A 26,386-nucleotide genomic window follows, 5' to 3' on the forward strand; every position below is an offset into this window, starting at 1 on the left:
ATGCCTTTTTCGCGGTCATCGCCTGTAGCTTCCCCGGCCAGTGCCGCCGGTTCTCCCCCGGGTCCGCGACTCCTGCTGCCCGGACGCCCCTTCAGCGGGAACGAACTGCGCGCGATGGAGCTGGACGGCCTCCTGGTCAATGTTCTGGAGGCCGGCTACATCGGCTCGATGGAGGCCGTCACCCCGGCCCACCGCGCCCTGGCAGCGGCGGCCGTGCTGCCGGCGGGGTTCCGGCGGAAGGTCGTGCTGGGCCGGCTGACGGCGGCATGGGTCTACGGCTGCGCGCCTCCGGAGGCCAAGGTGACCGTCCTGCTGGACCACCGGTACCGCGCCACGTCGCAGGGTCGCTGCCGTTCCGTACGCATCCACGAGGTCTCGCTGGGGGCATCTGACACCGTCCGCATGGCCGGCGTGCCGGTTACGTCTCCGCTCCGGACGGCCCTGGACATAGCCGTGCATGCACCGGACGAGGATGCGGTCCCCGCCTTGCTGGCCCTGTCCTCGGTTCCCGCGCTGAAGTGCCCGCTGGGCTACATCCGCCAGACCCTGCAGCTGCGCCCGCGCGTGCCGGGAAAGGCGAAGGCGCTGGAACGGGTCGACAGCGCACTGGCACGGCGCGGCGGCGAGGGACCGCCCTAGATCCGGCGCCGGGAATCCGTGGTCCGGTAGACATCGAAGACGCCGTCGATCCGCCGCACCGCGCTGAGCACATGGCTCAGGTACTTCGGGTCGCCCATCTCGAAGGAGAACCGGGACACGGCCAACCGGTCGCTCGAGGTATGCACCGTGGCGGAGAGGATGTTCACGTGGTTCTCGGCGAGGACCCGGGTGACGTCCGAGAGCAGGCTCTTGCGGTCCAGCGCCTCGACCTGGATCTCCACCAGGAAGACGCTGGACTTGGTCGGCGCCCACTCCACCTCGACCATCCGTCCGGGCTGCGCCCGGAGGTCTTCGACGTTCCGGCAGTCGGAGCGGTGCACCGAAACTCCGGAGCCGCGGGTCACGAAGCCGATGATCGGATCCGGCGGGACCGGCGTGCAGCACCGCGCCAGCTTGACCCAGACGTCGCCGACACCGACAACGGTGACGCCGGAGTCCGACGTCTTCGGCCGCTTGGGGGCCACCGAGATGGGCGCTTCCATCTCTTCGGCTGCCTCCTGGCCGCCCAGCAGCGCGACCAGGTGCTCGATGACGTTCTGCGCCGAGCTGTGCCCGTCGCCGACTGCGGCATACAGCGCGGAAATGTCCTGATGGTGCATCTCCTGCGCAACGGCCAGCAACGCATCGTGCGTCATCATCCGCTGCAGGGGCAGGTTCTGCTTGCGCATGGCGCGTGTGAGCAGGTCCTTGCCCTTCTCGATGGCTTCTTCCCGGCGTTCCTTCGTAAACCATTGCCGGATCTTGTTTCGGGCCCGCGGGCTCTTGACGAAGCCCTGCCAGTCCTGGCTCGGACCGGCGCCCTCGGCCTTCGAGGTGAAGATCTCCACCCAGTCGCCGTGGTTGAGTTCGCTGTTGAGCGGGACCAGCTTGCCGTTAACCCGGGCGCCGATCGTTCGGTGCCCCACTTCGGTGTGGACGGCGTAGGCAAAGTCCACCGGCGTCGATCCGGCGGGCAGCGCCATCACCTCGCCCTTCGGGGTGAAGACGAAGACCTCGCGCGCGTTGATCTCGAACCGCAGCGAATCCAGGAACTCCGCTGGATCGGATGTCTCCTGCTGCCAGTCCACGAGGCTGCGGAGCCAGCCCATGTCACCGCCGTCCGCGGCAGTGCCGGACTTCGCGGCGTCCTTGTACTTCCAGTGCGCCGCGACGCCGTACTCGGCCCGCCGGTGCATCTCGTAGGTGCGGATCTGGATCTCCACCGGCTTACCGCCCGGGCCGATCACCGTCGTGTGGAGCGACTGGTACATATTGAACTTGGGCATCGCGATGTAGTCCTTGAACCGCCCGGGCAGGGGGTTCCAGCGCGAATGCAGGGCGCCGAGCGCGGCATAGCAGTCCCGGACGCTGTCCACAAGGACCCTGATCCCCATCAGGTCGTGGATGTCGTCGAAATCCTTGCCGCGGACGATCATCTTTTGGTAGATCGAGTAGTAATGCTTCGGGCGGCCCGTGATGGTGGCCTTGATCTTGACCCCGCGCAGATCGTCACCGATCTTGGTGCGCAGCATCGTCAGGTACTTCTCCCGTTCCGGCGTCCGGTCCCCCACCATGCGCACGATTTCCTCGTACACTTTGGGGTGCAGCGCGGCAAAGGAAAGGTCTTCCAGCTCCCACTTGATCGTGTTCATGCCCAGCCGGTGGGCGAGCGGGGCGAAGATTTCCAGCGTTTCGCGCGCCTTCTTCGCCGAGGACTCCGGCGACACGAAGCGCCAGGTCCGCGCATTGTGCAGCCGGTCGGCCAGTTTGATCACCAGGACACGGATGTCCTTGGCCATCGCCACGACCATCTTGCGTACGGTCTCCGACTGCGCCGCGTCGCCGAACTGCACCTTGTCCAGCTTCGTGACACCGTCCACGAGCATCGCCACTTCGGCACCGAACTCGCTGCGCAGCTGATCCAGCGTGTAGTCGGTGTCCTCTACCGTGTCGTGCAGCAGCGCCGCGGCGAGCGTTGTACCGGTCATCCCGAGCTCCGCCAAGATGGTCGCCACCGCTACAGGGTGCGTGATGTATGGGTCCCCGCTCTTGCGCTTCTGCCCGCGGTGGCTGCGCTCCGCCACAACGAAGGCCCGGTGGATCAGGTCGAAGTCTTCGCGGGGGTTGTTGGCCCGGACGGTGCGCAGCAAGGGCTCGAGGATCGGCGAGTATCCGGCCGATCCCCGCCCGGTCAGTCGCGCCAACCGCGACATGGTCCTCTCCCGCCGCCCGGGGAAGGACGGACGGGACGGTGTCTCTTGGGCCGCGGCCGCCGCGGCCGCCGCGGCCGCCGGGCCCTCGGTGGGCACGGCAACGGGCCCGGGTCCGGGCTTGGCAACAGCACCCGGTGCCCGGTTTGATGCGCCACCATCGTCTACCAAGTGCTAAACCTCTCTGCCGTGGGCCGCCTCACGCAGCATCCAAAGGACCGATCAGGCCGCCTCTCCCCGGGGCGGCCGCCAGTTCCATCGTTCTAGTGTATGCCCCGAAGGCACAGGCCGGACACGGGCGCCGCCCCGCAGGCCGGCGCCCGACCGCCTGCTCTAGGCGGTGGCAGACTCCTCAGCCGCCTCGCGTGCCTTCGATTCCTGCTCCCTGCGGAGCCGGACCTTCTTGGCCTGCTGGACCAGGGCCGGCTCATTCGTCCGCAGCCGCGCGTACAACGGTGCCGCGATGAACACCGTCGTCGCCGTTCCGATGATGATGCCGATGAAGAGGGACAGCGACAGGTCCTTGAGCGTCCCTGCGCCCAGCAGCAGCGAACCGATGAAGAGGATCGAAGCAACGGGCAGGACACCGACCACCGAGGTGTTGATGGAGCGGACCAGGGTCTGGTTCACCGCCAGGTTGACCTCCTCGTCGAAGGTGCGCCGGGTCGAGGTTCCGATGTCAGCCGTGTTTTCGCGGACTTTGTCGAAGACGACCACCGTGTCGTAAAGCGAGTAGCTCAGCACGGTCAGGAAACCGATGATGGCCGAAGGCGTGACCTCGAAGCCGATGAGCGAGTACAGCCCTGCCGTCAGGATCATGACGACGCCCATGCCGGCCAGCGCAGCGACCGACATTTTCCAGGTGCGGAAGTAGATCGCCATCAGCACTGCGGCCAGGACGACGAAGACGACGAGCCCCCAGAGGGCCTGCCGGGTCACGTCGGCGCCCCACGTCGGGCCGACGAAGTTGGAGGTCACCTGGTCCGCATTAACCCCGTAGGCCTTGATCAGGCCGTCGCGGACCGCCAGCGTCTGGTCATCGGAGAGCTGCTCCGTCTGGATGCGGACCGTGTTAGGCGCGATGTTGGTGACTTCCGGATCCAGCGCGGGCTCGACCGCGGTAACGGCGTCCTTTCCGAGATCGAGATCCGTATTCTGGGTCTGCGAGACCGTGAACTCGGATCCGCCGCGGAAGTCGATCCCGAGGTTAAAGCCACCCTTGGCCACCGGAATGATGAGGGACAGCAGCACTGCCGCTCCGGCAATGATGAACCACAGCTTGTACTTCTGGACAAAGGGATACGACCGCTTGCCAGAGTAGAGCTCGTTGCCGAACGTTGCGAAGTTAGGCATCAGTTGCTCTCCTTATCCGTGCTGCGCCCGGAGACCGCGGCGGCACGCTCTTTCTCTGCGGCGGCCCGCCGCTCGGCAATGGTCTGGCGCCGTTCCGCTTCCGCCGCCGCGCCGGCAGTCTTGCCCGTCTTGACGCGCGGTTTCGGCGCGCCCTCGCCCGGCTGGCGGAGACGTCCCGCACCGCGGTACAGCGGCACCACGCCCAGGCGCTTCGGGTCCAGCCCGGAGAATCGGTGGCCTTCGCCGAAGAACTTCGTGCGGGCCAGCAACATCATCACCGGGTGGGTGAACAGGAAGACCACCGCGAGGTCGGCGATGGCGGTCAGGCCGAGGGTAAACGCAAAGCCCCGGACGTTTCCGACCGCCACGAAGTAAAGGACGACGGCGGCCAGCAGGTTGACTGACTTGGACGCCAGCACCGTGCGCTTGGCCCTCTTCCAGCCGTTGTCGACGGCGGACACCAGGCCACGGCCGTCGCGCAGTTCGTCGCGGATCCTCTCGAAGTAGACGATGAACGAGTCCGCCGTCTGGCCGATGGCCACGATCAGGCCGGCCACACCCGCCAGCGACAGGCGGTAGTTCTCCGTCCAGCCCAGCAGCGCGATGGCCAGATAGGTCAGGATTCCGGCCACCACCAGGGACGCAATCGTCACGAAGCCGAGCATCCGGTACTGGAAGAACGAGTAGATGGCGACCAGGAGGAGGCCGATCAGGCCCGCAATGACGCCCATGCGCAGCTGTTCGGAGCCGAGGGTTGCCGAGATCTGCGTTTCGCTCTGGATGTCGAAGCTGATCGGCAGGGCACCGTACTTCAGCTGTTCGGACAGCGCTCGTGCCGAGTCTTCCGTGAAGTTGCCCGTAATCTGCGGACGGCCGTCGGGAATCACGGCGTTGGTGGTCGGTGCCGAAATGACGGTGCCGTCCAGGACGATGGCGAACTGGTTCTGTGCGCCGGTCAGGCCGAAGAGCCGTTCAGTGACGGACTTGAAGGTCTGCGTGCCCTCGCCGTTGAACTCAATGTTGACGGCCCACTGGTTCAGCGACTGGCCCTGGTTGCCCCGGACCTGTCCGAAGCTGGCGTCCTGAATGTCGGTGCCGGGCACCTCGACCGGGCCCAGGATGTACTTCTGGCCGGTGTCCGGTTCACACGCGATCATCGGCTTCTTGGGGTCCGCAGGCTCCTCGCTGGCCGCGGCGATGGTAGCCGGGTCGGTGCAATCGCGCGCCTCCAGCTCCTGGTACAGCTCCGGAGTAATCCAGTTCAGGTCGCTCGCGTTGGCCGGCTCACCGCTCGGCTTCGGCAACTCGGCGGCAGGAGTGCGGCTTTCCTTGGGCACGGCAGCTCCGGAAGTGGCGGCCAGCACCGGGCGGAACTCCATGGCGGCGGATGCCTGGATCAGGTCGCGGGTCTTCTCGTCCGGCACGCCGGGCAGGCTGACGATGACGTTGCGCCCGGACTGGGTGCTGATTTCGGCTTCGGCCACGCCGGAGCCGTCCACGCGCTGCCGGATGATTTCGACTGCCTGGTCCAGCTGCTCGCTGGTGATCTGGTTGCCTCCGCCCTGAACCTGCGGGGCGAGGATCATCTGCGTGCCGCCTTCGAGGTCCAGTGCCAGCTTGGGCGCCCAGCTGGCCTGGTTCGAAAGAACGCCGCCGCCCAGGGCAGCGGTCAGGACGGCAATGAGGACGCCGAGCCAGATCAGGGTCCTCTTGGCGGCGGTATTGCGGCCGGAACGTGCCATGAATGGTCTTTCTCTCGACGGCTCCCGGCGCAGGAATTCCCGCATGACAAATGGGCGGGGCTGCCCCCACCCACTGGTCCGGCCGGTGGAACCGCGTGCGGACTATTTGTTGTCTTTGTTCTGTTCTTCGTTCAGCCGCTTCAGGGCGTCGTCCGAGGATTCCTCCTCGCGGAACACGGACGGCTCGTCCCCGCCCGCCAGAGCGGACGCATCGTCGGGAACCGCGGCGTCCTGCGGTTCGATGATTTCGCTGACGGCCTGCAGGTGCACGGTCGCGGTGTTTCCGGGCGACAACTCGATGACAGCTTTGTTTTCGTCCCGGTCGACCGAAACCACGGTGCCGAACAGGCCGAACTGCGTCATTACCTGGGTGCCCGGACGCAGCTTCTCCTGCATCGTCTGGGCTTTCTCCTGCATCTGTGCCCGGACCTTCTTCTGCTTCCGGAACATCATGAAGATCAACAGGCCGAAAATCACGAACAGCGCGAGCGTCATGAAGTCGAACCCGCCGCCCTGGGGCTGCGCGGTGTTATTGGCAAAGACGTTTACGAACACTGAGACGTTCCGTTCCTTCTTCTGGACGCGAGCAGCGGCACGGCCGCACTCGGATGGTCTGCGCCGGACAGGGCAGCGCCTTGTAGGGCACGGAGCAAGCCTGGCTGCCACCCATTCTACGCGTGCAGTCCGGCGGTAAAGTCACGATCCGCTATCGGAGAAGCCGCGCTCCTCTTCCTCGAGGACCGACAGCAGGTCCGGAGCACCGACGGCGGAGGGCGGCATCTCCAAGCCGAGGTGTTCCCAAGCGGCCGGCGTGGCGATCCGCCCGCGCGGCGTCCGGCCAAGGAGCCCTTCGCGCACAAGGTACGGCTCGGCCACGGTCTCCACCGTTTCGGTTTCCTCCCCCACGGCGATGGCCAGGGTGGAAAGGCCCACCGGGCCCCCTCCGAACTTCGTAATCAGGGCGGTGAGGACCTCGCGGTCCAAACGGTCCAGTCCGCGTTCGTCCACTTCATACATGTCCAGCGCGGCGGCAGCAGACCTTGCGTCGATTTCTTCAATGCCGTGGACCAAGGCCCAGTCCCGTACCCGGCGGAGCAGGCGGTTAGCGATACGCGGCGTGCCCCGCGACCGGCCGGCGATTTCGGCGAAGCCGGCGGAACTGATCTTCAGGTCCAGCAGCATGGCCGAACGCCGGAGCACCAGTTCCAGTTCCTGCGTCGAATAGAACTCCAGGTGCCCGGTGAACCCGAACCGGTCCCGCAGCGGACCGGGCAACAGGCCCGCCCGTGTCGTGGCACCGACCAGGGTAAACGGCGGCAGGTCCAGGGGAATGGCGGTGGCGCCCGGCCCCTTGCCCACCACGATGTCCACCCGGAAGTCCTCCATGGCCATGTACAGCATTTCCTCGGCCGGACGGGACATCCGGTGGATCTCGTCGAGGAACAAGATCTCGCCTTCGGTGAGCGAGGAAAGGATGGCCGCCAGATCCCCCGCATGCTGGATGGCCGGGCCGGAGCTGATGCGAAGGGGGGCGTTCATTTCTGCAGCGATGATCATGGCGAGCGTCGTCTTGCCCAGGCCGGGCGGCCCGGAGAGCAGAACGTGGTCCGCCGTACGCTCCCGGATCCTGGACGCCTCGAGGACCAGCGACAACTGCCGGCGTACCCGCGCCTGGCCGACGAAGTCCGCCAGGTTCTTGGGCCGGAGCGCCGACTCGATCGCGCGTTCCTCGGCTTCGCCCGCCGCCGAGACGATGGACGTGCCTTCGGGTTCCGCGGCCATCAGCGGGCACCCGCCGCGGCCCGCCGGCCGCCGCCGGGCCGGCCGTTATCCTGTCCCATACTCCGCAGGGTCAGCCGCAGCATCTGGCCCACATCCGATCCGGCTGCAACGTCCGGATTCTCCTCGGCCGTCCGGTCCAGCGCGGCGACCGCGTCCTTTTCCGACCAGCCGAGGCCGGTCAGCGCCTGCAGCACCTGGTCCTGCCAGGCCGGCTCCGCTGGCGCCGCCGGCCCTTCCACGGGCACGAGTTTGCCGGCCAGTTCCAGGACGATCCGGCCGGCCAGCTTCGGACCGATGCCCGGAACCTTACTGATGGCCTTGCTGTCCCCGTCCGCGACGGCCTGCCGCAGCGCCTCCGGAGGATGCACGGCCAGGGCCGCCAGGCCAAGCCGGGGACCGACCCCGCTGACGGAGATCAGGGTTTCGAACACCTCACGCTGCACGGCATCCTCGAAGGCATAGAGCGTCATCGAGTCCTCGCGAACGATCATCAGGGTCGCCAGTTCGGCTTCGCGTCCGACGTGCAGGGTGGCCAGGGTCTGCGGGGTCGCCTGGACCAGCATGCCGAATCCGTTCACGTCGACGACGGCAGAGTTCAGGCCGACATGGCTGACAACGCCGCGAAGCGAGCTGATCATTTAGTGACTCCATAACCGCAGGGCTGGAAACCGGCCGCCTCCAACGGCGCCGTTTCTCCGAACATATTTACGAACAGCCTACGCGTTGCCGGGGACATTCAGCCCGATTGCCGCGCCGGGCGGACACCGGGAGCCGGTGGCCGGCTCACCACTTCTTGCGCTGGGCCCGGGACTGCGCCTCTGCCCAGGCGCGCTGGGCCGGTGTTAGGGAACGCCCCCCTGCCGCGGCAGACGCCGTCGTCGCACTCCCCCGCCAGGCGTGGGTAATGGCCAGCGCCAAGGCATCCGCCGCGTCCGCCGGGCGCGGCGGCGTGTCCAACCGGAGGATGCGCGTCACCATTTTGGTCACCGCCGCCTTGTCCGCCTGTCCATTACCCGTAACGGCGGCCTTGACCTCGGTGGGCGTGTGGTGTGCGACCGTGATGCCCCGGCGCGCCGCGGCCGTAATCACGATGCCCGATGCCTGGGCGGTACCCATCACGGTGCTGACGTTGAGCTGGCTGAAGACGCGCTCCACGGCCAAGACGTCAGGCGTGTAGCGGTCCAGCCATTCGTCGATGGCCGTCGCGATGGCCAGCAGGCGCTGCTCGAGCGGCACATCGGCGGAGGTGCCGACGACGGTGACTCCGGCCAGCGTGGCGCGCCGGTTCGGCTCGACGTCGACGACGCCGAAACCGCAGCGCGTGAGGCCGGGGTCGATACCCAGGACACGCAGGGTCATCCGGTCTTGGCCCGGCTCAGTCTTCGGAATCCAGTGCGGCCATGACCTCGTCGGACAGTTCGGCATTGGAGTACACGTTCTGGACGTCGTCCAGGTCTTCCAGCGCGTCGACGAGCTTCATGAACTTCCGCGCCGCGTCCAGTTCCAGGTCGACCTCCATGGAGGGGACGAACTCGATCTCGTCGGTCTCGTACTCGATGCCGGCTTCCTCAAGGGCGGCCACCACGGCACGCAGGTCCGTGGGCTCGCTATGGACCTCGAAGCTGCCGCCGGATTCCTTGACCTCCTCGGCCCCCGCGTCCAGGACCGCCATCAGGACATCGTCCTCGCCCAGGTCGCTCTTCGGCAGGTTCACGACGCCCTTGCGGCTGAACATGTAGCTCACCGAGCCCGGATCCGCCACGGTGCCGCCGTTGCGGGTGATCGCTAGGCGGACCTCGGAAGCAGCACGGTTCTTGTTGTCCGTCAGGCACTCAATGAGCAGGGCGGAACCCTGCGGGCCGCGGGCTTCGTAGATAATCTCCTGGTAGTCCACGGCCTCGCCGGTCAGGCCGGCGCCGCGCTTGACCGCCCGGTCGATGTTGTCGTTCGGGACCGACGTCTTCTTGGCCTTCTGGACTGCCAGTTCAAGGGCGGGATTGCCGGACATGTCGGCGCCGCCGGCACGGGCGGCGACTTCGATGTTCTTGATCAGCTTGGCGAAGGACTTGGCGCGGCGGGCATCGATGACGGCCTTCTTGTGCTTGGTCGTCGCCCATTTGGAGTGTCCCGACATGCTTACGCTTCTCCTCTAACGATTCTGATAAAAAGTTCGTGGATCCGGCGCTCCCCCGTTACTTCCGGGTGGAAGGATGTCGCCAGCAGGTGCCGCGAACGCACTGCGACAATTCTAGCTGTCCCGTGCAGGGTTCCTGTGTGCGACGCCTCTTCCGGCAGGACTTGGGCCAGCACCTCTACGCCCTCGCCGACCCGTTCGACCCACGGGGCACGGATGAAGACGGCGTGGACGGGCTCCGGTTCGGTCCCCGGCACAGCCGCGCTGAACTCGAGCCCGCAGAAGGCCAAATCCGTCTCGAACGACTCGCGCTGGCGGCCGAAAGCATTACGGCGAACGGTAATATCCAGCCCGCCGAGCGTTTGCTGCGGATTTCCCTGCCGGTCCGTGGCCGGGTCGGCGATTTCATCGGCCAGCATGATCATCCCGGCGCACGATCCGTAGACGGGCATGCCCGCGGCAATCCGCTCCTTCAGCGGTTCGGCCAGCTCGAAGATCCGGGTGAGCTTGTCGATCGTGGTCGACTCGCCGCCGGGAATGACAAGCCCGTCCACGGCGTCCAGTTCCGCAGGGCGTCGCACGGTGGCCGCCTCGACGCCGCTGTGGACCAAGGCAGCTAGATGTTCGCGGACGTCTCCTTGGAGGGCGAGCACGCCGATTTTGACCACGCAGGGTTTCCTTTTCCAGTGTCAACGGGGCAACGGCCGGGATCCGGCCAGGAAAAAAACATTATCCTCCCCGTGCACCCGCAGGCGAACCGGCGGCAGTGCACCGCGCCTGCGGCTGCCCTTAGCCGGTCCCGCCGGCGGGAGCTTGTATAGTTTCTAGTCATGCGACACCTCCTAGCGACCGTTGTCGGAAAGACCGTCCGGGTGGTGGCGAAGCTACGTGGAGGTGGTTCCGCCCTCCCCGGCCTGATCGCCGAAAAGATCGACCCGGACTTCCTGCCCCGCACCCTGGGCAGGCTGCCGCACGGGGTCGTGGTGATCAGCGGGACCAACGGCAAAACGACGACGACGAAGATGGTCGTCGAGCTGCTGCAGGGCCAGGGGCTGAAGGTCTTCACCAACCGCACCGGCAGCAATTTCACTCGCGGCGTCGTCGCCGCCGTGCTGGGCGAATCGAACCCCGCGGGCAAGCTCGGCGCGGATATCGCCGTGCTGGAACTCGACGAGGCCCACGCCGTCCACTTCGTGAAGCTTGTCCCGCCGCGCTACAGCCTGCTCCTCAACGTGATGCGCGATCAGCTGGACCGGTTCGGCGAAATCGAAACGACGGCGGGTTTCCTCCGCAAGATCGCCGAGGCGACGACCGAAGCGGTCGTACTGAACCGCGAAGACCACCGGATCGCCGGCCTCGCCGAAGCGGTGACTGCGTCTGAAATCCGGTACTTCGGACTGGCCCCCGGCCTGCGCCAGATGTTCCCCAGCGACGACGAAATGCGTTCAGGCGCCGCCGGTGAGATCGCCGCGCTGCCGGATGCCGACGTCGTTCTCTCTGCGTGTGACGGGCCCGCCGCAACCTTCACGGTGAACGGACGGGACATTGACGCGCGGCTGAAGCTCACCGGCGTGTACAACGTCTACAACTCGGCCGCAGCACTGGCCCTTGCCCGCACGGTGCTCGGAGAGGCCGCCGACGAGGCCGCGCTGCTCCGTTCGCTGGAGGCCGTCACGCCGGCGTTCGGAAGGGGCGAATCGCTGACCGTGAACGGCCAGCCGCTGGACCTGGTGCTCGTGAAGAACCCGGCAGGCTTCCGCCTGGCGCTGAAGTCCTTCCCCGCGGCAGGATTCCGCACGATGATCGCGATCAATGACAACTATGCGGACGGCCGCGACATGTCCTGGCTTTGGGACGTGGATTTCGACTCGCTTGCCGAAGCCGGCGTAGACGAAGTCAGCGGCGTCCGCGCGAACGATATGGCCCTGCGGCTGTTCTACGAAGATGTGCCTGTGGGCCGGGTCGACACCGACCTGACGGCATCGCTGCGACGGTTCATCGAGCTCGGGCCCGAGCAGCCCAAACGCATCTACTGCACCTACACCGCCATGCTCGCGCTGCGCCGGGAGCTGGGCAAACTGACCGAAGTGGAGGTGGTCTCCTGATGGACGCACCGGTGATCGACCTGCTGCAGCTGTACCCGCGGGACATGAACATCTATGGCGACTGGGGCAATGTCCTGGTCCTGCGCAAGCGCCTCCAGCTGCGCGGCTACGACGTGCGCCTGCACGAATACAACCCGGGTGACAGCTTCCCGGAGCAGGTGGACCTGATCGTCGGCGGCGGGGGCCAGGACTCCGGCCAGAACAAGATCCAGTCGGATCTGCTGGGACTGGGCGGCCGGCTCAGGGAACTGGCCGACGACGGCGTGCCCATGCTGGCCATCTGCGGCCTGTACCAGTTGTTCGGCCACCGGTTCACCACCCACACCGGCGAGGTCATCACCGGCATCGGGCTGCTGGATGCCGAAACCGTGGGCGGACCCACCCGGCTGATCGGCAACACGGTGCTGGAGAGCAGTGAGTTCGGCACCGTGATCGGTTACGAAAACCACAGCGGCCTGACCACGCTGGGCCCGGACGTGCAACCGTTCGGCACCGTCACCAAGGGCCAGGGAAACAACGGCCAGGACGGCACGGAGGGCGCGCGCTACCGGAACGTCGTCGCCAGCTACCTGCACGGTTCGCTGCTGCCCAAGAACCCTGCGGTGGCCGACTATTTGGTGCGCCATGCGGCCGAGCGTCGCTACGGCACTTTCAATGACGTTGCTCTGGAGGTCCCCTACGAGGCGGCCGCACGCTCCGACGCTGCGGCCCGCCCGCGCTGAGCCTTTCCGGTCAGTCCTCGCTGAGCAGCCACTCGCGGACGATTCCGCTTGTGCCGGCCATCGATCCCACCGTTGCCTTGGTCCGCCCGCGGCTGGCTGTATCCGCCTGTTCCGAGATGCACCACCGCCCCGTTGCGGCAGCGGCATCCAGCCTGTCGGCCGCCACCGGGCACCAGCGATGCTGCGGTCCATCAAACGTGGCCGGAAGCCAATCCAGCCGTGCCACGTCCCACGCCCCTCCTTCGACCGCCTGGCTGAACTGTGCCCGGACCATCAAGCCTTCGGTGTTGACGATGTTGTCGGTGGCGTGCGCGGCAATGGTGTTGCCCAGCCCGTAGGCAATCCAGGTGTTGTGGTGTCGCTCGATCGGCTGGACCGAGTGGCTGTGATGCCCGTAGACCAAGGAGAACTGGCCGCTGTCAGCCAGCAAGTGCGCGGTTTCCTGCTGCTGTGCGTTCGCATAGTCGGTGTATTCGTCCCCAGCGTGGATAGCGCCCAGAACGATATCCGCCCCCTCCGCTCTGGCCTGCTTGGCCTTCGCAATCATGGCCTGGGGGTCGAGCAGGTCCACCTGCCACGCCGACTCCGGCTCCAACCCGTTCAGCGAGAAGGTGCCGGTGATGACGGCGACGCGTGCTGCGGGAGTGTCCACGATCAGCACTTGCCGGGCCGCTGCGGGACTGCGGTAGGACCCGGTGTGCTCGAGGCCGCGGGCGTCCAGCGCGGCGAGGGTCCGCTCCAAGCCGGCCGTGCCGTGATCAATGCTGTGGTTGCTGGCGGTGGTGCAGGCATCGTAGCCAACAGCGGAAACGGCATCGAGGATCTGCGGCGGGGCGTTGAAGGCCGGATAGCCGGAATATGGGCCGGCTGCGTCGGCCAGCGGTGTCTCCAACTGGCAGATGGCAAGGTCCGCACTCTCCAGGTACTGCTCCTGCGCGCCCAGGACCCGCCCGAAATCCAGCTTTCCATTGCCGGTCTGCGCGGCGTCCTGCGCGGCCTGCTCCCACAGCGCCTCGTGCAGCAGCAGGTCACCGCTCATCGCCACCGTGGTACACCGGATTCCCGGACAGTCCGGACCCGCACCGGCTGTCTCCGCCGGTTCCGGGGCGGAATCCGCTGCAGAGGACGACGGCGGCGCCTCTCCGACGGGGCCACTCCCCTCCGTGCCCGGCCCGGCAAGCCCTGCTGCGGGTTCCGTTTCCGCCGCGCCGTGGTCCGTTTCCCCAACCACCGGCCCGTTGGTGCAGCCCGCCATAAGCAGGCCCGCCGCCGTCAGTGCAGCCACAGTCAGTGCAGCCGCCCTCCTGGCCGGCAGCGGCGACGCGTACGTGCGCGTGGCCCGCGGGTCGGGACCGCGCCCTTGGGCCTGCCGTCGGATCATGCCGCCAGTGTATTCCCGCAGAGATCCTGAATGCGGCGGCACGCGGGTAAACAGCACGGCGGGCAAGTGCATCAGGATCATCCAGCGAGGATGAGGAAAGTCGACCGGCACCGAGGTGGACTTATTGCGGGTGGGCCGGATCTCCAGTGACACAGCCAGGTTGCAACCGGCGCACCGCACGAGGGAAGGACCATCACCATGGCAAGCAATTCCGTGGGGAGGACCACCGATTCAGGGCGGCCTGCCGACCGGGAGTATAGCATTGCGGCCGCCGGGACGATCCTCATCGCCGGGGTCATCATGATCGTGGCCGGTGCCTTTCACATCCTCCAGGCACTTGTGGCGTTGTTCAACGACACGTTCTACGTCGCCGGTGAGGAGTACATCTACCAGTTCGACGTGACCTCGTGGGGCTGGATCCACTTGCTCGGAGGCGTGCTCCTGGTGTTCGGCGGGGCCGCCTTGTTCCGGGGCGCGGTCTGGGCCCGCATTCTGGCAGTAGTGCTGGCGTCGCTGAGCGCGGTGCTCAACTTCATGTGGCTGCCGTACTACCCGCTGTGGGGCGCCATCATCATCGTCCTCGACGTGGTCATCATCTGGGCCGTCCTGGCCCACCCCCGCGACCTGCGGGCGCGCGGGCCATTCTGATTCCGCTGTTTGCTACGGGACGCAGCCGGCCAAAATCATTCTGCCGGGGTGATGCCTCGGGCGTGAAGCGAAAACTACACTGGGCAGGTCTTTGGACGACCAATCAAATTGCAGGGGTGATGTTCGTGGCAACAACAGATGTGCACGGCCCAATCGACTTCGTGTTGATCGAGTTTCCACTGGAACGGACCGGCAGCGGCGCCACCGCTGAAGCGCTTAAGGACCTGATCCAGCGGAAGGTGGTCTGGGTCTACGACCTCATCATCATTGCGAAAGATGCGGATGGTTCGGTTACCGGCGTCGAGCTGACAGAAGAAACAACCGACGGCTTGGAAGGGTTTGCATCCCTGGCCTCGGTTCGTTCCGGCCTCATGGGCGACGATGAAATTGCCGAAGCGGCTGAAGCCATGGAAGCGGGTACCGCAGCTGCGCTCATCGTCTACGAGAATCTGTGGGCGATACCGTTCATTGCTGCAGCGCGCGAGGCCGGAGGCGAAGTCATCGCAAGTGCACGCATTCCAGCTCAGGATGTCATGGCCGCGCTCGACGCGCTGGAATCCGAGTCGACGGTGTGAGGAGGGAGCAGACATGGGACTGTTACGAGGAGTAGCACGCACGGCAGTTGTCGCCGGCACCGCATCGGCCGTGAGCGGTCGCGTACAGCGCCGCCAACAGGCGCGTTGGAATGCCCAGGAGCAGCAGCAATACGAGACCGCGCAACCGCAGTACGAGCCCGCACAACCGCAGTACGAGACCGCAGCGGCCCAGGCGGCTGCGCCGGCCGCTGATCCGCTCGAACGGCTCAAGACTTTGGGCGATCTGAAAGCGCAAGGAGTCCTGACCGAGGCGGAGTTCGAGGCGCAGAAAGCGAAAATCCTGGCTGGCTGAAACCGGCGGCTGCCCCGATCATCACTGGACCGCACATTGACGCGGGCTCATCACACCGGCTTGTTAAGACGAACGCCCGGAACCGCAGCTAGGCTGCGGCGCCGGGCGTTCGCCGTCGTCAGTACTTACCAGCCGCGCTCGGCGAGGCGGTGCGGCTGCGGGATCTCGTCCACGTTAATGCCGACCATGGCCTCGCCCAGGCCGCGGGAGACCTTGGCGATCATGTCCGGGTCGTCGTAGAAGGTGGTGGCCTTCACGACCGCCGCGGCGCGCTCTGCCGGGTTGCCGGACTTGAAGATGCCGGAGCCGACGAAGACGCCGTCGGCTCCCAGCTGCATCATCATAGCGGCGTCCGCCGGGGTGGCGATGCCGCCGGCGGTGAAGAGCACCACCGGGAGCTTGCCGGTCGCGGCGATTTCCTTGACCAGTTCGAACGGTGCCTGCAGTTCCTTGGCGGCAACGTAAAGCTCGTCCTCGGCCATGGTGGTCAGGCGGGCGATCTCGGAGCGGATCTGGCGCATGTGGGTGGTCGCGTTGGAGACGTCGCCCGTGCCGGCCTCGCCCTTGGAGCGGATCATGGCCGCGCCCTCGTTGATCCGGCGCAGGGCCTCGCCCAGGTTGGTGGCGCCGCAGACGAAGGGAACGGTGAACTTCCACTTGTCGATGTGGTTGGCGTAGTCGGCCGGGGTGAGCACCTCGGACTCGTCGATGTAATCGACGCCGAGGGCCTGCAGGACCTGAGCCTCGACGAAGTGGCCGATGCGGGCCTTGGCCATCACCGGGATAGACACGGCCTCGATGATCCCGTCGATCATGTCCGGGTCCGACATGCGGGAAACGCCGCCCTGGGCGCGGATGTCGGCGGGAACCCGCTCAAGCGCCATGACGGCCACGGCGCCGGCATCCTCGGCGATGCGTGCCTGTTCGGGAGTGACGACGTCCATGATGACGCCGCCCTTCAGCATCTCCGCCATGCCGCGCTTGACCCGGCTGCTGCCGGTTACCGGCGCGTGAGATGAAGTAGCTTCACTGCTGGACACAAAGAGCCCCTAGATATCGGTGAAAAGAGTACATCTCATCATACGCCGCATTGCGTGCGCTACCTCACCGCATGACGGCCTCTGAAGTCCGCCCTGCCGGGACCGCGTCAGTTGGCTGCGCGCACCTGGCGGTAGACCGTGCCGATGCGCTGCAGCACCGTGACGAAGGACGCCGCCGCCAGCAGCAGCAGTACGGCCAGCAGGACCACCGGCGGCAGTCCGAGCCCGGTGAAGCCGGTGAAGACCAGCACCGCCACCAGGCGTTCGGACCGTTCGGCAATACCGACGTCGGCAGTACAGCCGAGCGATTCGGCTTTCGCCCGGGCGTAGGAGACGAGCATGCCAAGGACCAGGCAGGCCAGCGAGACCACGGCGATGGCCGTGTTGGCGCCGCCGGTGAAGAACCAGATGGCCACGCCGGAGAACACCGAGGCATCCGCCAGCCTGTCCAGTGTCGAGTCCAGGAAGCTGCCCCACCGGCTGCTGCGGTCCTGCATGCGCGCCATCAGTCCATCCACCATGTCGGCGAAGACGAAGACGGTGATGACCACGGTGCCCCAGAACAGCTCGCCCATCGGGTAGAAGATCAGCGCGCCGAGGCAGACGCCGATCGTTCCGACCACGGTGACAACGTCGGGGGAAATCCCCCAGCGCAGCAGCAGCTTGGCCACAGGCGAGAACAGGCGGCCGAAGAAGCCGCGTGCGTACTTGTTGAGCATCCGCTACCGTTACCCGGCCGGCCAAGCCTGGGACACCTGCAGCCGGACCTCGTCCAGGGTCTGCGTGATGGCCTTGGTCTGGGCGATGATGGGCAGGAAGTTGCCGTCACCGCCCCAGCGCGGCACCACGTGCTGGTGCAGGTGCGCGGCGACCCCCGCTCCCCCGGCGACGCCCTGGTTCATGCCGAGGTTGAAGCCCGTCGGGTTGGCGACCTTGCGCAGCACGCGCATCGCCGTCTGCGTGAGCTCTGCGAACTCGGCCGTCTCCTCCGCGGTGATGTCCGTGTAGTCCGGAACGTGCCGGTACGGACACACCAGCAGGTGGCCGGGGTTGTACGGGAAGAGGTTGAGCACCACATAGTTGAACCGGCCGCGGTAGACGATCAGCGACTCTTCGTCGCTCCGTCCCGGAGCCACGCAGAAGGGGCAGTCGTCCTGGCCCTTGAACTGGTGCTGGCCGCCCTTGACGTAGGCCATGCGGTGCGGGGTCCAGAGCCGCTGGAACGCGTCCGGAACGCCGGGCAGTTCGAAGTCATCCGTCGCCGACCCGTTTGCCTCGGGGCGGCCCGCATCCGGACGGCCCGCGGCGAATGCCGGGTCCGGCACGGTCCCCGGTGCCTGCTGATCTGGCGTCACGGCTGGACGTCCCGGTTCCGGACGGCCGCTGCGATCCGCTCCACGGCCTCGTCCACCGGAATCCCGTTGTCCTGGCTGCCGTCGCGGAAGCGGAAGGACACGGCACCGGCTTCGGCGTCCTCGCCGCCGGCGATCAGGACGAAGGGGATCTTTTCCTTGCTGGCGGTGCGGATCTTCTTCGGGAAGCGGTCCGTACCCAGGTCCGCCTCGGCCCGGATGCCCTGCGCCCGCAGCTTCGCCACGACGTCGGAAACGTAGTCATTGAACGCGTCCGCCACCGGGACAGCGACAACCTGCACCGGCGCGAGCCAGGCCGGGAACGCGCCGGCGTAGTGCTCGATCAGCACGCCCATGAACCGCTCCACGGAGCCGAAGAGCGCGCGGTGGATCATGACCGGGCGCTGGCGGGTGCCGTCGGCGGCCTGGTATTCGAGTTCGAAGCGCTCGGGCAGGTTGAAGTCCAGCTGGATGGTGGACATCTGCCAGGTCCGGCCGATCGCGTCGCGGGCCTGGACGGAAATCTTCGGCCCGTAGAAGGCAGCTCCGCCCGGGTCCGGAACCAGCTCGAGGCCGGACGCCTCGGCAACCTCGGCGAGCGTCCGCGTGGCTTCCTCCCAGGCCTCGTCCGATCCCACGAACTTCTCCGGATCCTTGGTGGAGAGCTCCAGGTAGAAGTCCTCCAGGCCGTAGTCCTTGAGCAGGTCGAGGACGAAGTTCAGCGTGGTGGTGAGCTCGTCCTTCATCTGCTCGCGGGTGCAGTAAATGTGCGCATCGTCCTGGGTCATCCCGCGCACGCGGGTCAGTCCGTGCACGACGCCGGACTTCTCGTAGCGGTAGACGGAACCGAACTCGAACAGCCGCAGCGGGAGCTCGCGGTACGAGCGGCCGCGGGAGCGGAAGATCAGGTTGTGCATCGGGCAGTTCATCGGCTTCAGGTAATAGTCCTGGCCGGGCTTGACCACTTCCCAGGTCTCGGGGTCCCGGGTCTCGTCAATGTGCATGGCCGGGAACATCCCGTCCTTGTACCAGTCGAGGTGGCCGGAGATCTCGTAGAGGTGGCCCTTGGTGATGTGCGGGGTGTAGACGAACTCGTAGCCGGCCTGCTCGTGGCGCTTGCGCGAGTAGTCCTCCATGGTGCGTCGGATGACGCCGCCCTTGGGATGGAACACGGGCAGGCCGGAGCCGAGCTCGTCCGGGAAGGAGAACAGGTCCAGCTCCGCACCGAGCTTGCGGTGGTCGCGCCGCTCCGCCTCGGCCAGGCGCTCCTGGTAAGCCTTCAGGTCCTCCTTGGTCGGCCAGGCGGTGCCGTAGATGCGCTGCAGCTGCTTGTTCTTCTCGCTGCCGAGCCAGTAGGCGGCAGCGGTGCGGGTGAGCGCGAAGGCGTTGGAGATCAGTTTGGTGTTGGGCAGGTGCGGGCCGCGGCACAGGTCGCACCAGATCATGTCTCCGCTCTTGCGGTCGACATTGTCGTAAATGGTGATTTCGCCGGCGCCGACCTCGATGTTGGCCCCTTCGCCGGCTTCGTCCGCGTCGGACTTCAGTCCGAGCAGGATCAGCTTGTACGGTTCGCCGGCCATCGCCTGGCGGGCTTCATCTTCGGTGACGGCCTGGCGGACGAACTTCTGGTTCTGGTTGACGATCTTGAGCATCATCTTCTCAAGCGTCTTCAGGTCTTCGGGGGTGAAGGGTTCCTCCACGTCGAAGTCGAAGTAGAAGCCGTCCTTGATGTAGGGGCCGATGCCCAGCTTGGCATCCGGGCGCAGCTGCTGCACGGCCTGGGCCATGACGTGGGCCGTCGAGTGGCGCAGGACGTTGAGCCCGTCGGGCGAGCCGATGGTGACGGCTTCGACGCTGGCGCCGTCAGTCAGCTCGCGGTCAAGGTCGCGGAGTTCACCGTCTACGCGCATAACGACGACGTCGCGCCGGTCCGCGAACAATTCGGTTCCGGTAGTGCCCGTCGTCACCTTGTTCTCTTCGCCGTCGACGACGAGGGTGATGGTTTGGGGCGCTGACACGGAGGTCTCCTTTGGTTGGCGAGGGCTCTCGTTGCGCCACCGTACTTTGGGTGCCGCGAGCCTCTTCGATGTTATCCGCTGATATTGAGCCCAACCAACATTGGGCGCTCCGGCAGTTGGAGTGTTGGCTGCACGGGCTGAGGCTGTGGCCGGCTGCGTGCCGGCAGCGGCAGCGTCCCGTATTCGGTCAGGTCCCAGGCGTTGGAGGCCTGCAGGCTGATGCCGCGCGGACCGGTCCTTCGAGTGGTGCCCTGGACCAGCAGCAGCCGGGTGCCGAAGAGCAGCGGTCCGGCCTTCTCCTGGGCCTCGTGGAAGAAGGTGCAGTCCACGCAGCCGGTGCCGTCATCCAGGCTAATGAACACCACGCGGCGTCCCCCGCGCATTGGCGGCGTCTGGGTGGCAACCCGGATGCCGGCAACAAACACCTCGGTGCCGCTGCGCAGGGAGAGCAGGTCCTGCGCGGAGGTGGCCCCCAGCTCTTTCAGCAGCGGGGCATAACTGGCCATCAAGTGGGTGCTGACATCCACGGCCATGAGGTCCAGTTCGGTTTTGACCTTCTCCAGCGTGGTTGGTTCCGGTAGCCGCGTCTTCAGGTTGCGCAGTTCAAGATCGCCCAGGGGCAGGGCCAGCTGGCCTTCGATGGGCTCATACCTGCGCGTCACCGGGCGGACCGGAGGTTTGTCCAGGTGATGCACGATGTCCGCACGTGTGGCAGTGTCCCGGCGGCCCGCTGTCCGGTTGAGCTCGTCGAAGGCGCCCAACTGGCCCAGCCGCTTGAGGGTCGGCCGGCTGATCCTGGCGCGGGCCCGCAAATCGGCGAGGGAATCATAGGGCTGGCCGCGGACGATCCGTTTGAGCTCGGCCCCGGACATGCCGTAGATGTTGGCGAGGCTGAGCCTGATTCCCAGCTTCCCGCCGGAGCCGCCGTCGCCCGGAACACGTTCAACCCGGTACTTGTCGCTGCTGCGGTTGATGTCCAGCGGCAGGATGGGGATCCCCATCCTGCGCGCTTCGGCCACCAGCAGGCGGCGCGGGTACATGCCGGGATCGTGTTCCCACAGCCCGGCCAGGAAGGCTTCCGGGTGGTGGGTCTTCAGCCAGGCGGACTGGTAGGTGGGCACGGCGAAGGCCGCACCGTGCGCCTTGCAGAACCCGAAGCTGCCAAAGGCCTTCAGCGTGTTCCAGACCTTGTCGACGGTTTCCGCCGTGTAGCCGCGCTCGAGGGCCTTGCGCCTGAAGTGTTCTTCCACCGCAGGCTCGGCGGCTGCGTCGCCCAGCAGCCGGCGGAATTCGTCCGCTTTGGCCAGTCCGCAGCCGGTGAAGACGTCGAAGGTCCTCAGGACCTGCTCATGGAATACCGTCACGCCATGGGTTTCCTTCAGCACCGGTTCCAGGTCGGGATGCGGATAATTCTCCGGGGCCCAGCCGTGGCGGTGTTCCAGGAACGGGCGGACCATGTCGGACTTCATCGGCCCGGGCCTGAACAGCGAGATGTCGATGATCAGGTCGTTGAAGTTCCTGGGCGCCATCTTGCCCACCAGTTCGCGCTGGCCCGGGGATTCGATCTGGAAGCAGCCGAGGGTATAGGTGCTGCGGATCAGTTCGTAGGTCGGTTCGTCGTCGAGCGGAACGGCTTCCAGGTCGATCCGCCCGTGGTCATCGATGTAGTCCGGGCCGCCGCCGAGGGATCCGGGGTGCCGGCCCGCCGCGGCCACGGCAGCCTTGTCCGGATGGATCCTGGCAATCTCTTCCAGGGCGTAGGCCATGGAGGACTGCATCCGCACCCCCAGCACGTCCAGCTTCAGCATGCCCATGGGATCCATGTCATGTTTATCGAACTGGCTCATTGGCAGCCCCAGTCCGCTGGGCTGAACCGGGGTACGGTCCAGCAGGGTTTCGTCACCGAGGATCACGCCGCACGGATGCATCGAAATATGCCGCGGCAACCGGTCCAGCCGTTCGGTCACGTCCACCAGCAAATCCAGCTGCCGGTTCTGTTCCACCTGCGCGGAGAACCCGCGCAGCTCGGGCTTCTCTTCCATCGCCTCACGGAAATTCCGTGCCGAGAAGCGCCACAGCTGTTTGGCGATCCCGTCGATCTCCCCTTCCTCCATGCCCAGGGCAAGTCCGGCGTCCCGGACGGCGCCACGTGCCCGGTAACCGTTCTGCATGCTCATCAGCGTGACCCGTTTCGCGCCGAAGCGGTCGAAGATCTGCTGGTAGACCCTATGCCGTTCGGCGCTTTCGACGTCGATGTCGATGTCCGGCAGCGTGGACCGGTCCCGGGAGAGGAACCGTTCGAAGATCAGTCCATGGTCCAGCGGATTGACGTGGCTGATGTTGAGCAGGTAATTCACCAGGCTTGAGGCGCCGGATCCGCGGGCCGCCGCCCGCACGCCCATGCCGGTGATCATTTTCGACACCTCGGCCACCGTCAGGAAGTACGGGGCGAACCCGAGCCTGGTGATGATGCTTAGCTCGTGGCTGAGCCGGTCCCTGAGCCTGCGCTCTGCCGTGCCGCCGATCCCGGGGAAGCGCCGCCCGATGCCGTCCTCGCAACGCTGGACCAGTTCCGCCGCCGGTTCCCGGGTAATACCGATGACGGAAGCTTCCGGAACGACGGGCCGCTTGTATCCCATGTCCCCGACCGGATCCATCCGGCACCTGTCCGTTACCGCGGCGGTCGTGGCCAGCAGCCTGCGGGCACCCGCCGCCCCGGCACCGGCTTCGCGCGCTATCTCCCGGGCCAGGGCCTTCATCTGCTTCCCGCTCTTTAGCCAGCCCTGGCCGTTGGGCTGCAGGTCCGGCAGTTTGGACAACGCCGTCAGGGCGCGCACGGCATCCAGCACGTCCGCGGTCGCGGCATCGTCCTCCCGGCAGTACCGCACCGCGTTGGTGAGCACGGAAGGCAGCTTCAGCTCATCCGCGAGCTTGAACAGCCGCACCGCGTGGGCCGTGCTGAGGTTGCCTCCGGGAGTGCTTAAATGGCTGGCTGCTTCCACGACCAGCGCACCTGGCGGCATCAGGCTGCGCCACCGCTCTGCGAGCGCCCTGGCCTGTGCGTAGCTGCGGTTCCTCAGCGCCTGTCCTACGTCGGAATAGGGGCCCAGCAATACGGTCAGGACCGGGCCGGAGTCGCCCTCGGGTCCGGCGGCGCGCCGGGCCAACTGTCCGATCTCCACCGCCGGTCCGTGACCCCGCTTGCTCCCCCTCCCGGCCGCGGTCCCTTCGTGGGCGTCGGAAACCACCCGGCACAACGCGTGGTAGCCCGCGCCGCCGTTTCGTCCGTGGGCCAGGACGACCACCCGTCCTGAGCTGCCGACCTTACCGTCGCTGACGGCAAGGTCGGCCCCCACAACCGGATCCAGGCCGGCCGCGAGGCAGGCCCTGACATGCTTGACCGTGCCGTACAGGCCGTCCCGATCGGTGCAGGCCAAGGCATCGGCCCCGTCCCCTGCCGCCGCCGCGACAAGTTCATCCGGCCAGGACACCCCGTAGTGTGCGCTGAAAGCGGATGAAACATGCAGATGGGTAAAGCTCATTTTCTATCCGGGGGGGTATGGAGCCGCCGCCTGGCCGCCAATGGCTAGGCGCTCAGGCGCTGGACGGCATCGTGGACGCGGATCATGCGCCAGCGCGCGCTGTCGGCATGGTGTGACAAATCGAAGGTGCGCAACGCCGAGCGGCTGTTCAGCCTGGCTTGGACCCGCCAGATCTCGTAGTCCACCAGCCCGGCTCCCCTGCCGCGCTCGGCGCGCAGCTCCTCCGCCCACCATTTGCGGCGTTCGTACCAGCGCACCGGGTCCGCTGCGACATGCCATGTCCTGTGCTGCCACACCAGCCTGATCGGCTGGCCGGCAGGAGAACAAACAACTTCGATCGTTTCGCTGAAAACACCCATGTTCCAGTCACCTTCCTCTGGAATTACGGGCCTAAACCTTTGGCTGCGCGCTCCTGCCAACACGCCTGCCGAAAAGCTTGACCCTTTCATTCTAATCGAATATGTATTCGAATCCAAGAGTCAGCCTAGGCGCCCGCTCTGACAAAATCGCAGGGCCGTCCGTCCTCTCCAAGATTTATCCAATAACCGGGGCCCACAGTTGCAGCAGCGCATCCTGCGCAACTGGCCTACCAGCCGTTTGGTGCCCGAGGACACCGCCTCAAAGGAGCAAGACCATGCCACTCGCACACAGGGCAGCACCGCACCGCAATCCAGCCAAGAAAAAAATCGCCACCACCATCACCGCAGCCGCGCTTCTCGCCGTTGCATTCGCCCCGCTATCGATAGCGCCGGCGCACGCCGAGCTCCCCGGAGCCGGCCCCGTTGATCCGGCCAACGGCTACCCATTGTGGTATTCCGACGGCACCGTCAGGCTCCAGTTCTGCTACACCGCGGAACTCGGCTGCCTCGCTACGCCGCCCAATGCAGGGCCGGCGTCCTACCCCGACAATTTCCCGGACGAGGCCTTCTGGTACGTGGCCGAAGCCAGCGGGGGCAACCTGGGACTCTACGAGGCCGCCCTCGAAGGCGCCCACGCTAACGACGCCGTCGTGCCCGGGGAACAGATCGGTTTCTCCCGCCTGCGGTTCCGGCTCGAAAACCTGACCCCAAACGCGTCGTATGCCATCACCCACCCGTACGGGGTCCACACGTTCGCCGCGGACGCCGAAGGCGTCATCAACGAAACTATCGACGCCGGCCTCTGTGCGCCCGGTCCCGCCTGCGACTGGGACGGCGTCGGCAGGGCGTTCCTCGGCAACTACGGCGTGGGCACCACGGCAACCTTCCTGCGCCAGGTCAATCCTCCCGCCGGCACAATCGGCAACCCGACCGTTGCCACCGCCGTCACCGGGGCACCCTCCGGCAACAACTTCGTGCGGGTCGACGGACCCAACGCCGGCGGCACCGGAGTCAATACCCTGACCGTCAGCACCTTCGCGGTCCAGGGCGTCATTTCCGATACCACCGACGGCGCGCCGGCCATGCCGGACCTGGCCGTAGCCAGCGACACCGGACGCTCCTCCACGGACAACATCACCAGTGCCACGACCCCGACCTTCACCGGCTCGGCAGCCGACGGCAGCACCGTGGAAGTGCTGGTCGACGGCGTCCCTGCCGGTTCGGCCGTGGCTACCGGCGGCACCTACAGCGTCGTCACGACCACGGCGCTTGCTCCGGGAAGGCGGACCATCACCGCCCGCACCACCAATCCGGCGTTCCCGGCGGATCCTGCTGCTCCGCAGTTCCTGGCATCCGGAGGACTGGCCATCACCGTGGACACGACCGCGGCACCTATCACTATGGGCACCCGCCCATCGAACCCGACACTGGACACCACGCCGACCTTCAACTTCTCGAGTTCCGAGGCCGGCGCCACCTTCGAATGCCAGCTCCTGCCCACCAACTCCGCTTGGGGGAACTGCGCTACCGGCATGACTTACGACGCCCAGGACACTGGGATCTACACCTTCAACGTGAGGTCGACGGACACCGCCGGCAATGTCAGCACACCGGCCTCCTATGTCTGGCGAATCGGCTCAGGGGCCCCGGCCTCGGCGACGCCCGACGAGCAGAAGGACATGAACGGCGACGGCAACCCGGACCTGGTCAGCCGCAGCAGCGACGGCAAGCTCTGGCTCTACCCCGGAAACGGCTCCGGACGTCTCGGCACCCGCATCAACATCGGCAGCAGCGGCTGGAACGCGATGAGCGCCATCACGATGCCCGGCGACTTCAACGGCGACGGCGACTCCGACATCATCGCCCGGACCACCGACGGCGTCCTCTGGCTCTACCCGGGCAACGGGTCCAGCGGCCTCCTGGCCCGCCAGCAGATCGGCACCGGCTGGAATTCCATGAGTTCCCTCGTGGCACCCGGCGATTTCAACGGCGACACACGGGTCGACCTGCTCGCCCGCGACAGTGCCGGCGCCCTCTGGCTCTACCCGGGCAACGGGTCCGGCCGGTTCGGCACGCGGATCGTCGCCGGAGCCAGCGGCTGGAACGCCATGAGCCAGCTGGCAGGCGTCGGGACCTTCGACGCCGGCAGCACTACGGACTTGGTGGCCCGCGACTCGAGCGGCCGGCTGTGGCTCTACCCCGGCAACGGGGCCGGCAAGTTCGGGACCCGCAAGCTCCTGGGTTCCAGCGGCTGGAACGCGATGAGCGGCCTGAACGGACCGGGTGCCTTTGACTCCGGGGCCACCATGGATCTGGTGGCCCGCGATTCCAAGGGCACGCTGTGGCTCTACCCCGGCAACGCCAACGGTGGACTCAGTGCCCGCGTCCAGCTCGGGGCCAGCGGTTGGAGCACGATGACGATCGCCCCCTAGCCATGCGCTGCCAAGGGCCCGGCCGGTTTCCCAGCTGTT

At 66.6% G+C, this 26,386-nt stretch carries 23 protein-coding genes; 7 read left to right on the plus strand and 16 right to left on the minus strand.

Translation table 11 applies throughout. The annotated features are described in order from the left end of the window. Entirely contained in the window at positions 1-639 is a 639-nt protein-coding gene (locus OC550_RS07215) for a type IV toxin-antitoxin system AbiEi family antitoxin (RefSeq protein WP_262104696.1), read from the plus strand. On the opposite strand, the gene OC550_RS07220 is transcribed toward OC550_RS07215, so the two are convergent. The 9 genes from OC550_RS07220 to pdxT all read right to left on the minus strand — a co-directional run bounded on the left by OC550_RS07220 (position 636) and on the right by pdxT (position 10,528). Then, positions 636-2,852 (minus strand): bifunctional (p)ppGpp synthetase/guanosine-3',5'-bis(diphosphate) 3'-pyrophosphohydrolase, encoded by a 2,217-nt coding sequence (locus tag OC550_RS07220; RefSeq protein ID WP_262104698.1) that lies wholly within the window; start codon positions 2,850-2,852, stop codon positions 636-638. The two genes, OC550_RS07215 and OC550_RS07220, sit on opposite strands and share 4 nt — an antisense overlap. 330 nt (positions 2,853-3,182) lie before the next feature. Beyond that, on the minus strand, positions 3,183-4,202 hold the full coding sequence (gene secF, locus OC550_RS07225) for a protein translocase subunit SecF (RefSeq protein ID WP_262104700.1): 1,020 nt from the start codon (positions 4,200-4,202) through the stop codon (positions 3,183-3,185). Further along, positions 4,202-5,944: a protein translocase subunit SecD gene (secD, locus tag OC550_RS07230; RefSeq protein ID WP_262104702.1), complete on the minus strand. Its 1,743-nt coding sequence runs from the start codon at positions 5,942-5,944 to the stop codon at positions 4,202-4,204. Before secD ends, secF begins: the two co-directional genes overlap by 1 nt. 102 nt (positions 5,945-6,046) lie before the next feature. Further along, entirely contained in the window at positions 6,047-6,499 is a 453-nt protein-coding gene (yajC, locus tag OC550_RS07235) for a preprotein translocase subunit YajC (protein ID WP_262104704.1), read from the minus strand. 141 nt (positions 6,500-6,640) lie between these two features. Then, a complete protein-coding gene (ruvB, locus tag OC550_RS07240; RefSeq protein WP_262104706.1) occupies positions 6,641-7,726 on the minus strand; it encodes a Holliday junction branch migration DNA helicase RuvB in 1,086 nt (361 codons plus the stop codon). Next, entirely contained in the window at positions 7,726-8,364 is a 639-nt protein-coding gene (ruvA, locus tag OC550_RS07245; protein ID WP_262104708.1) for a Holliday junction branch migration protein RuvA, read from the minus strand. Before ruvA ends, ruvB begins: the two co-directional genes overlap by 1 nt. 145 nt (positions 8,365-8,509) lie before the next feature. Then, positions 8,510-9,085: a crossover junction endodeoxyribonuclease RuvC gene (ruvC, locus tag OC550_RS07250; RefSeq protein ID WP_262104710.1), complete on the minus strand. Its 576-nt coding sequence runs from the start codon at positions 9,083-9,085 to the stop codon at positions 8,510-8,512. A 16-nt stretch (positions 9,086-9,101) separates the two neighbouring features. Next, entirely contained in the window at positions 9,102-9,860 is a 759-nt protein-coding gene (locus OC550_RS07255; RefSeq protein WP_262104712.1) for a YebC/PmpR family DNA-binding transcriptional regulator, read from the minus strand. Positions 9,861-9,862: 2 nt separating this feature from the next. Continuing rightward, positions 9,863-10,528, minus strand: a complete 666-nt coding sequence (pdxT, locus tag OC550_RS07260; RefSeq protein WP_262104714.1) for a pyridoxal 5'-phosphate synthase glutaminase subunit PdxT — start codon at positions 10,526-10,528, stop codon at positions 9,863-9,865. Between the two features lie 162 nt (positions 10,529-10,690). Between pdxT and OC550_RS07265 the strand changes: the two genes are divergently transcribed. Both OC550_RS07265 and OC550_RS07270 read left to right on the plus strand, forming a co-directional pair. Then, entirely contained in the window at positions 10,691-11,965 is a 1,275-nt protein-coding gene (locus tag OC550_RS07265; protein ID WP_262104716.1) for a Mur ligase family protein, read from the plus strand. Beyond that, a complete protein-coding gene (locus OC550_RS07270; RefSeq protein ID WP_262104718.1) occupies positions 11,965-12,687 on the plus strand; it encodes a type 1 glutamine amidotransferase in 723 nt (240 codons plus the stop codon). Before OC550_RS07265 ends, OC550_RS07270 begins: the two co-directional genes overlap by 1 nt. 10 nt (positions 12,688-12,697) lie before the next feature. Here OC550_RS07270 and OC550_RS07275 read toward each other — a convergent pair whose 3' ends face one another. Further along, the gene (locus tag OC550_RS07275; protein WP_262104720.1) at positions 12,698-14,068 is read right to left on the minus strand and encodes a CapA family protein; all 1,371 of its coding nucleotides are present in this window, start codon (positions 14,066-14,068) and stop codon (positions 12,698-12,700) included. Between the two features lie 198 nt (positions 14,069-14,266). On the opposite strand from OC550_RS07275, the gene OC550_RS07280 reads away from it, so the two are divergent. The 3 genes from OC550_RS07280 to OC550_RS07290 all read left to right on the plus strand — a co-directional run bounded on the left by OC550_RS07280 (position 14,267) and on the right by OC550_RS07290 (position 15,604). Beyond that, the gene (locus OC550_RS07280) at positions 14,267-14,716 is read left to right on the plus strand and encodes a hypothetical protein (RefSeq protein WP_262104722.1); all 450 of its coding nucleotides are present in this window, start codon (positions 14,267-14,269) and stop codon (positions 14,714-14,716) included. Positions 14,717-14,835: 119 nt separating this feature from the next. Then, positions 14,836-15,291: a DUF6325 family protein gene (locus OC550_RS07285; protein WP_262106279.1), complete on the plus strand. Its 456-nt coding sequence runs from the start codon at positions 14,836-14,838 to the stop codon at positions 15,289-15,291. A 13-nt stretch (positions 15,292-15,304) separates the two neighbouring features. After that, the gene (locus tag OC550_RS07290; protein WP_262104724.1) at positions 15,305-15,604 is read left to right on the plus strand and encodes an SHOCT domain-containing protein; all 300 of its coding nucleotides are present in this window, start codon (positions 15,305-15,307) and stop codon (positions 15,602-15,604) included. A 125-nt stretch (positions 15,605-15,729) separates the two neighbouring features. On the opposite strand, the gene pdxS is transcribed toward OC550_RS07290, so the two are convergent. From pdxS to OC550_RS07320, 6 genes are all read right to left on the minus strand, one after another. Further along, positions 15,730-16,644, minus strand: coding sequence for a pyridoxal 5'-phosphate synthase lyase subunit PdxS (gene pdxS / locus OC550_RS07295; protein ID WP_262104726.1), 915 nt, complete (start codon positions 16,642-16,644; stop codon positions 15,730-15,732). A 107-nt stretch (positions 16,645-16,751) separates the two neighbouring features. Continuing rightward, positions 16,752-17,363: a phosphatidylinositol phosphate synthase gene (pgsA, locus tag OC550_RS07300; RefSeq protein ID WP_262104728.1), complete on the minus strand. Its 612-nt coding sequence runs from the start codon at positions 17,361-17,363 to the stop codon at positions 16,752-16,754. Between the two features lie 9 nt (positions 17,364-17,372). Continuing rightward, entirely contained in the window at positions 17,373-17,888 is a 516-nt protein-coding gene (locus OC550_RS07305) for an HIT domain-containing protein (RefSeq protein ID WP_262106280.1), read from the minus strand. Between the two features lie 107 nt (positions 17,889-17,995). Beyond that, positions 17,996-20,014, minus strand: coding sequence for a threonine--tRNA ligase (thrS, locus tag OC550_RS07310; protein WP_262104730.1), 2,019 nt, complete (start codon positions 20,012-20,014; stop codon positions 17,996-17,998). A gap of 71 nt (positions 20,015-20,085) precedes the next feature. Then, on the minus strand, positions 20,086-23,556 hold the full coding sequence (locus OC550_RS07315) for a DNA polymerase III subunit alpha (RefSeq protein WP_262104732.1): 3,471 nt from the start codon (positions 23,554-23,556) through the stop codon (positions 20,086-20,088). Between the two features lie 44 nt (positions 23,557-23,600). Further along, a complete protein-coding gene (locus OC550_RS07320; protein WP_262104734.1) occupies positions 23,601-23,915 on the minus strand; it encodes a DUF6504 family protein in 315 nt (104 codons plus the stop codon). A gap of 275 nt (positions 23,916-24,190) precedes the next feature. Between OC550_RS07320 and OC550_RS07325 the strand changes: the two genes are divergently transcribed. Further along, positions 24,191-26,347, plus strand: coding sequence for a VCBS repeat-containing protein (locus tag OC550_RS07325; RefSeq protein WP_262104737.1), 2,157 nt, complete (start codon positions 24,191-24,193; stop codon positions 26,345-26,347). The last annotated feature ends 39 nt before the right edge of the window (positions 26,348-26,386 follow it).

The sequence above is a fragment of the Arthrobacter sp. Marseille-P9274 genome, from assembly GCF_946892675.1.
Taxonomy (GTDB): Bacteria; Actinomycetota; Actinomycetes; order Actinomycetales; family Micrococcaceae; genus Crystallibacter.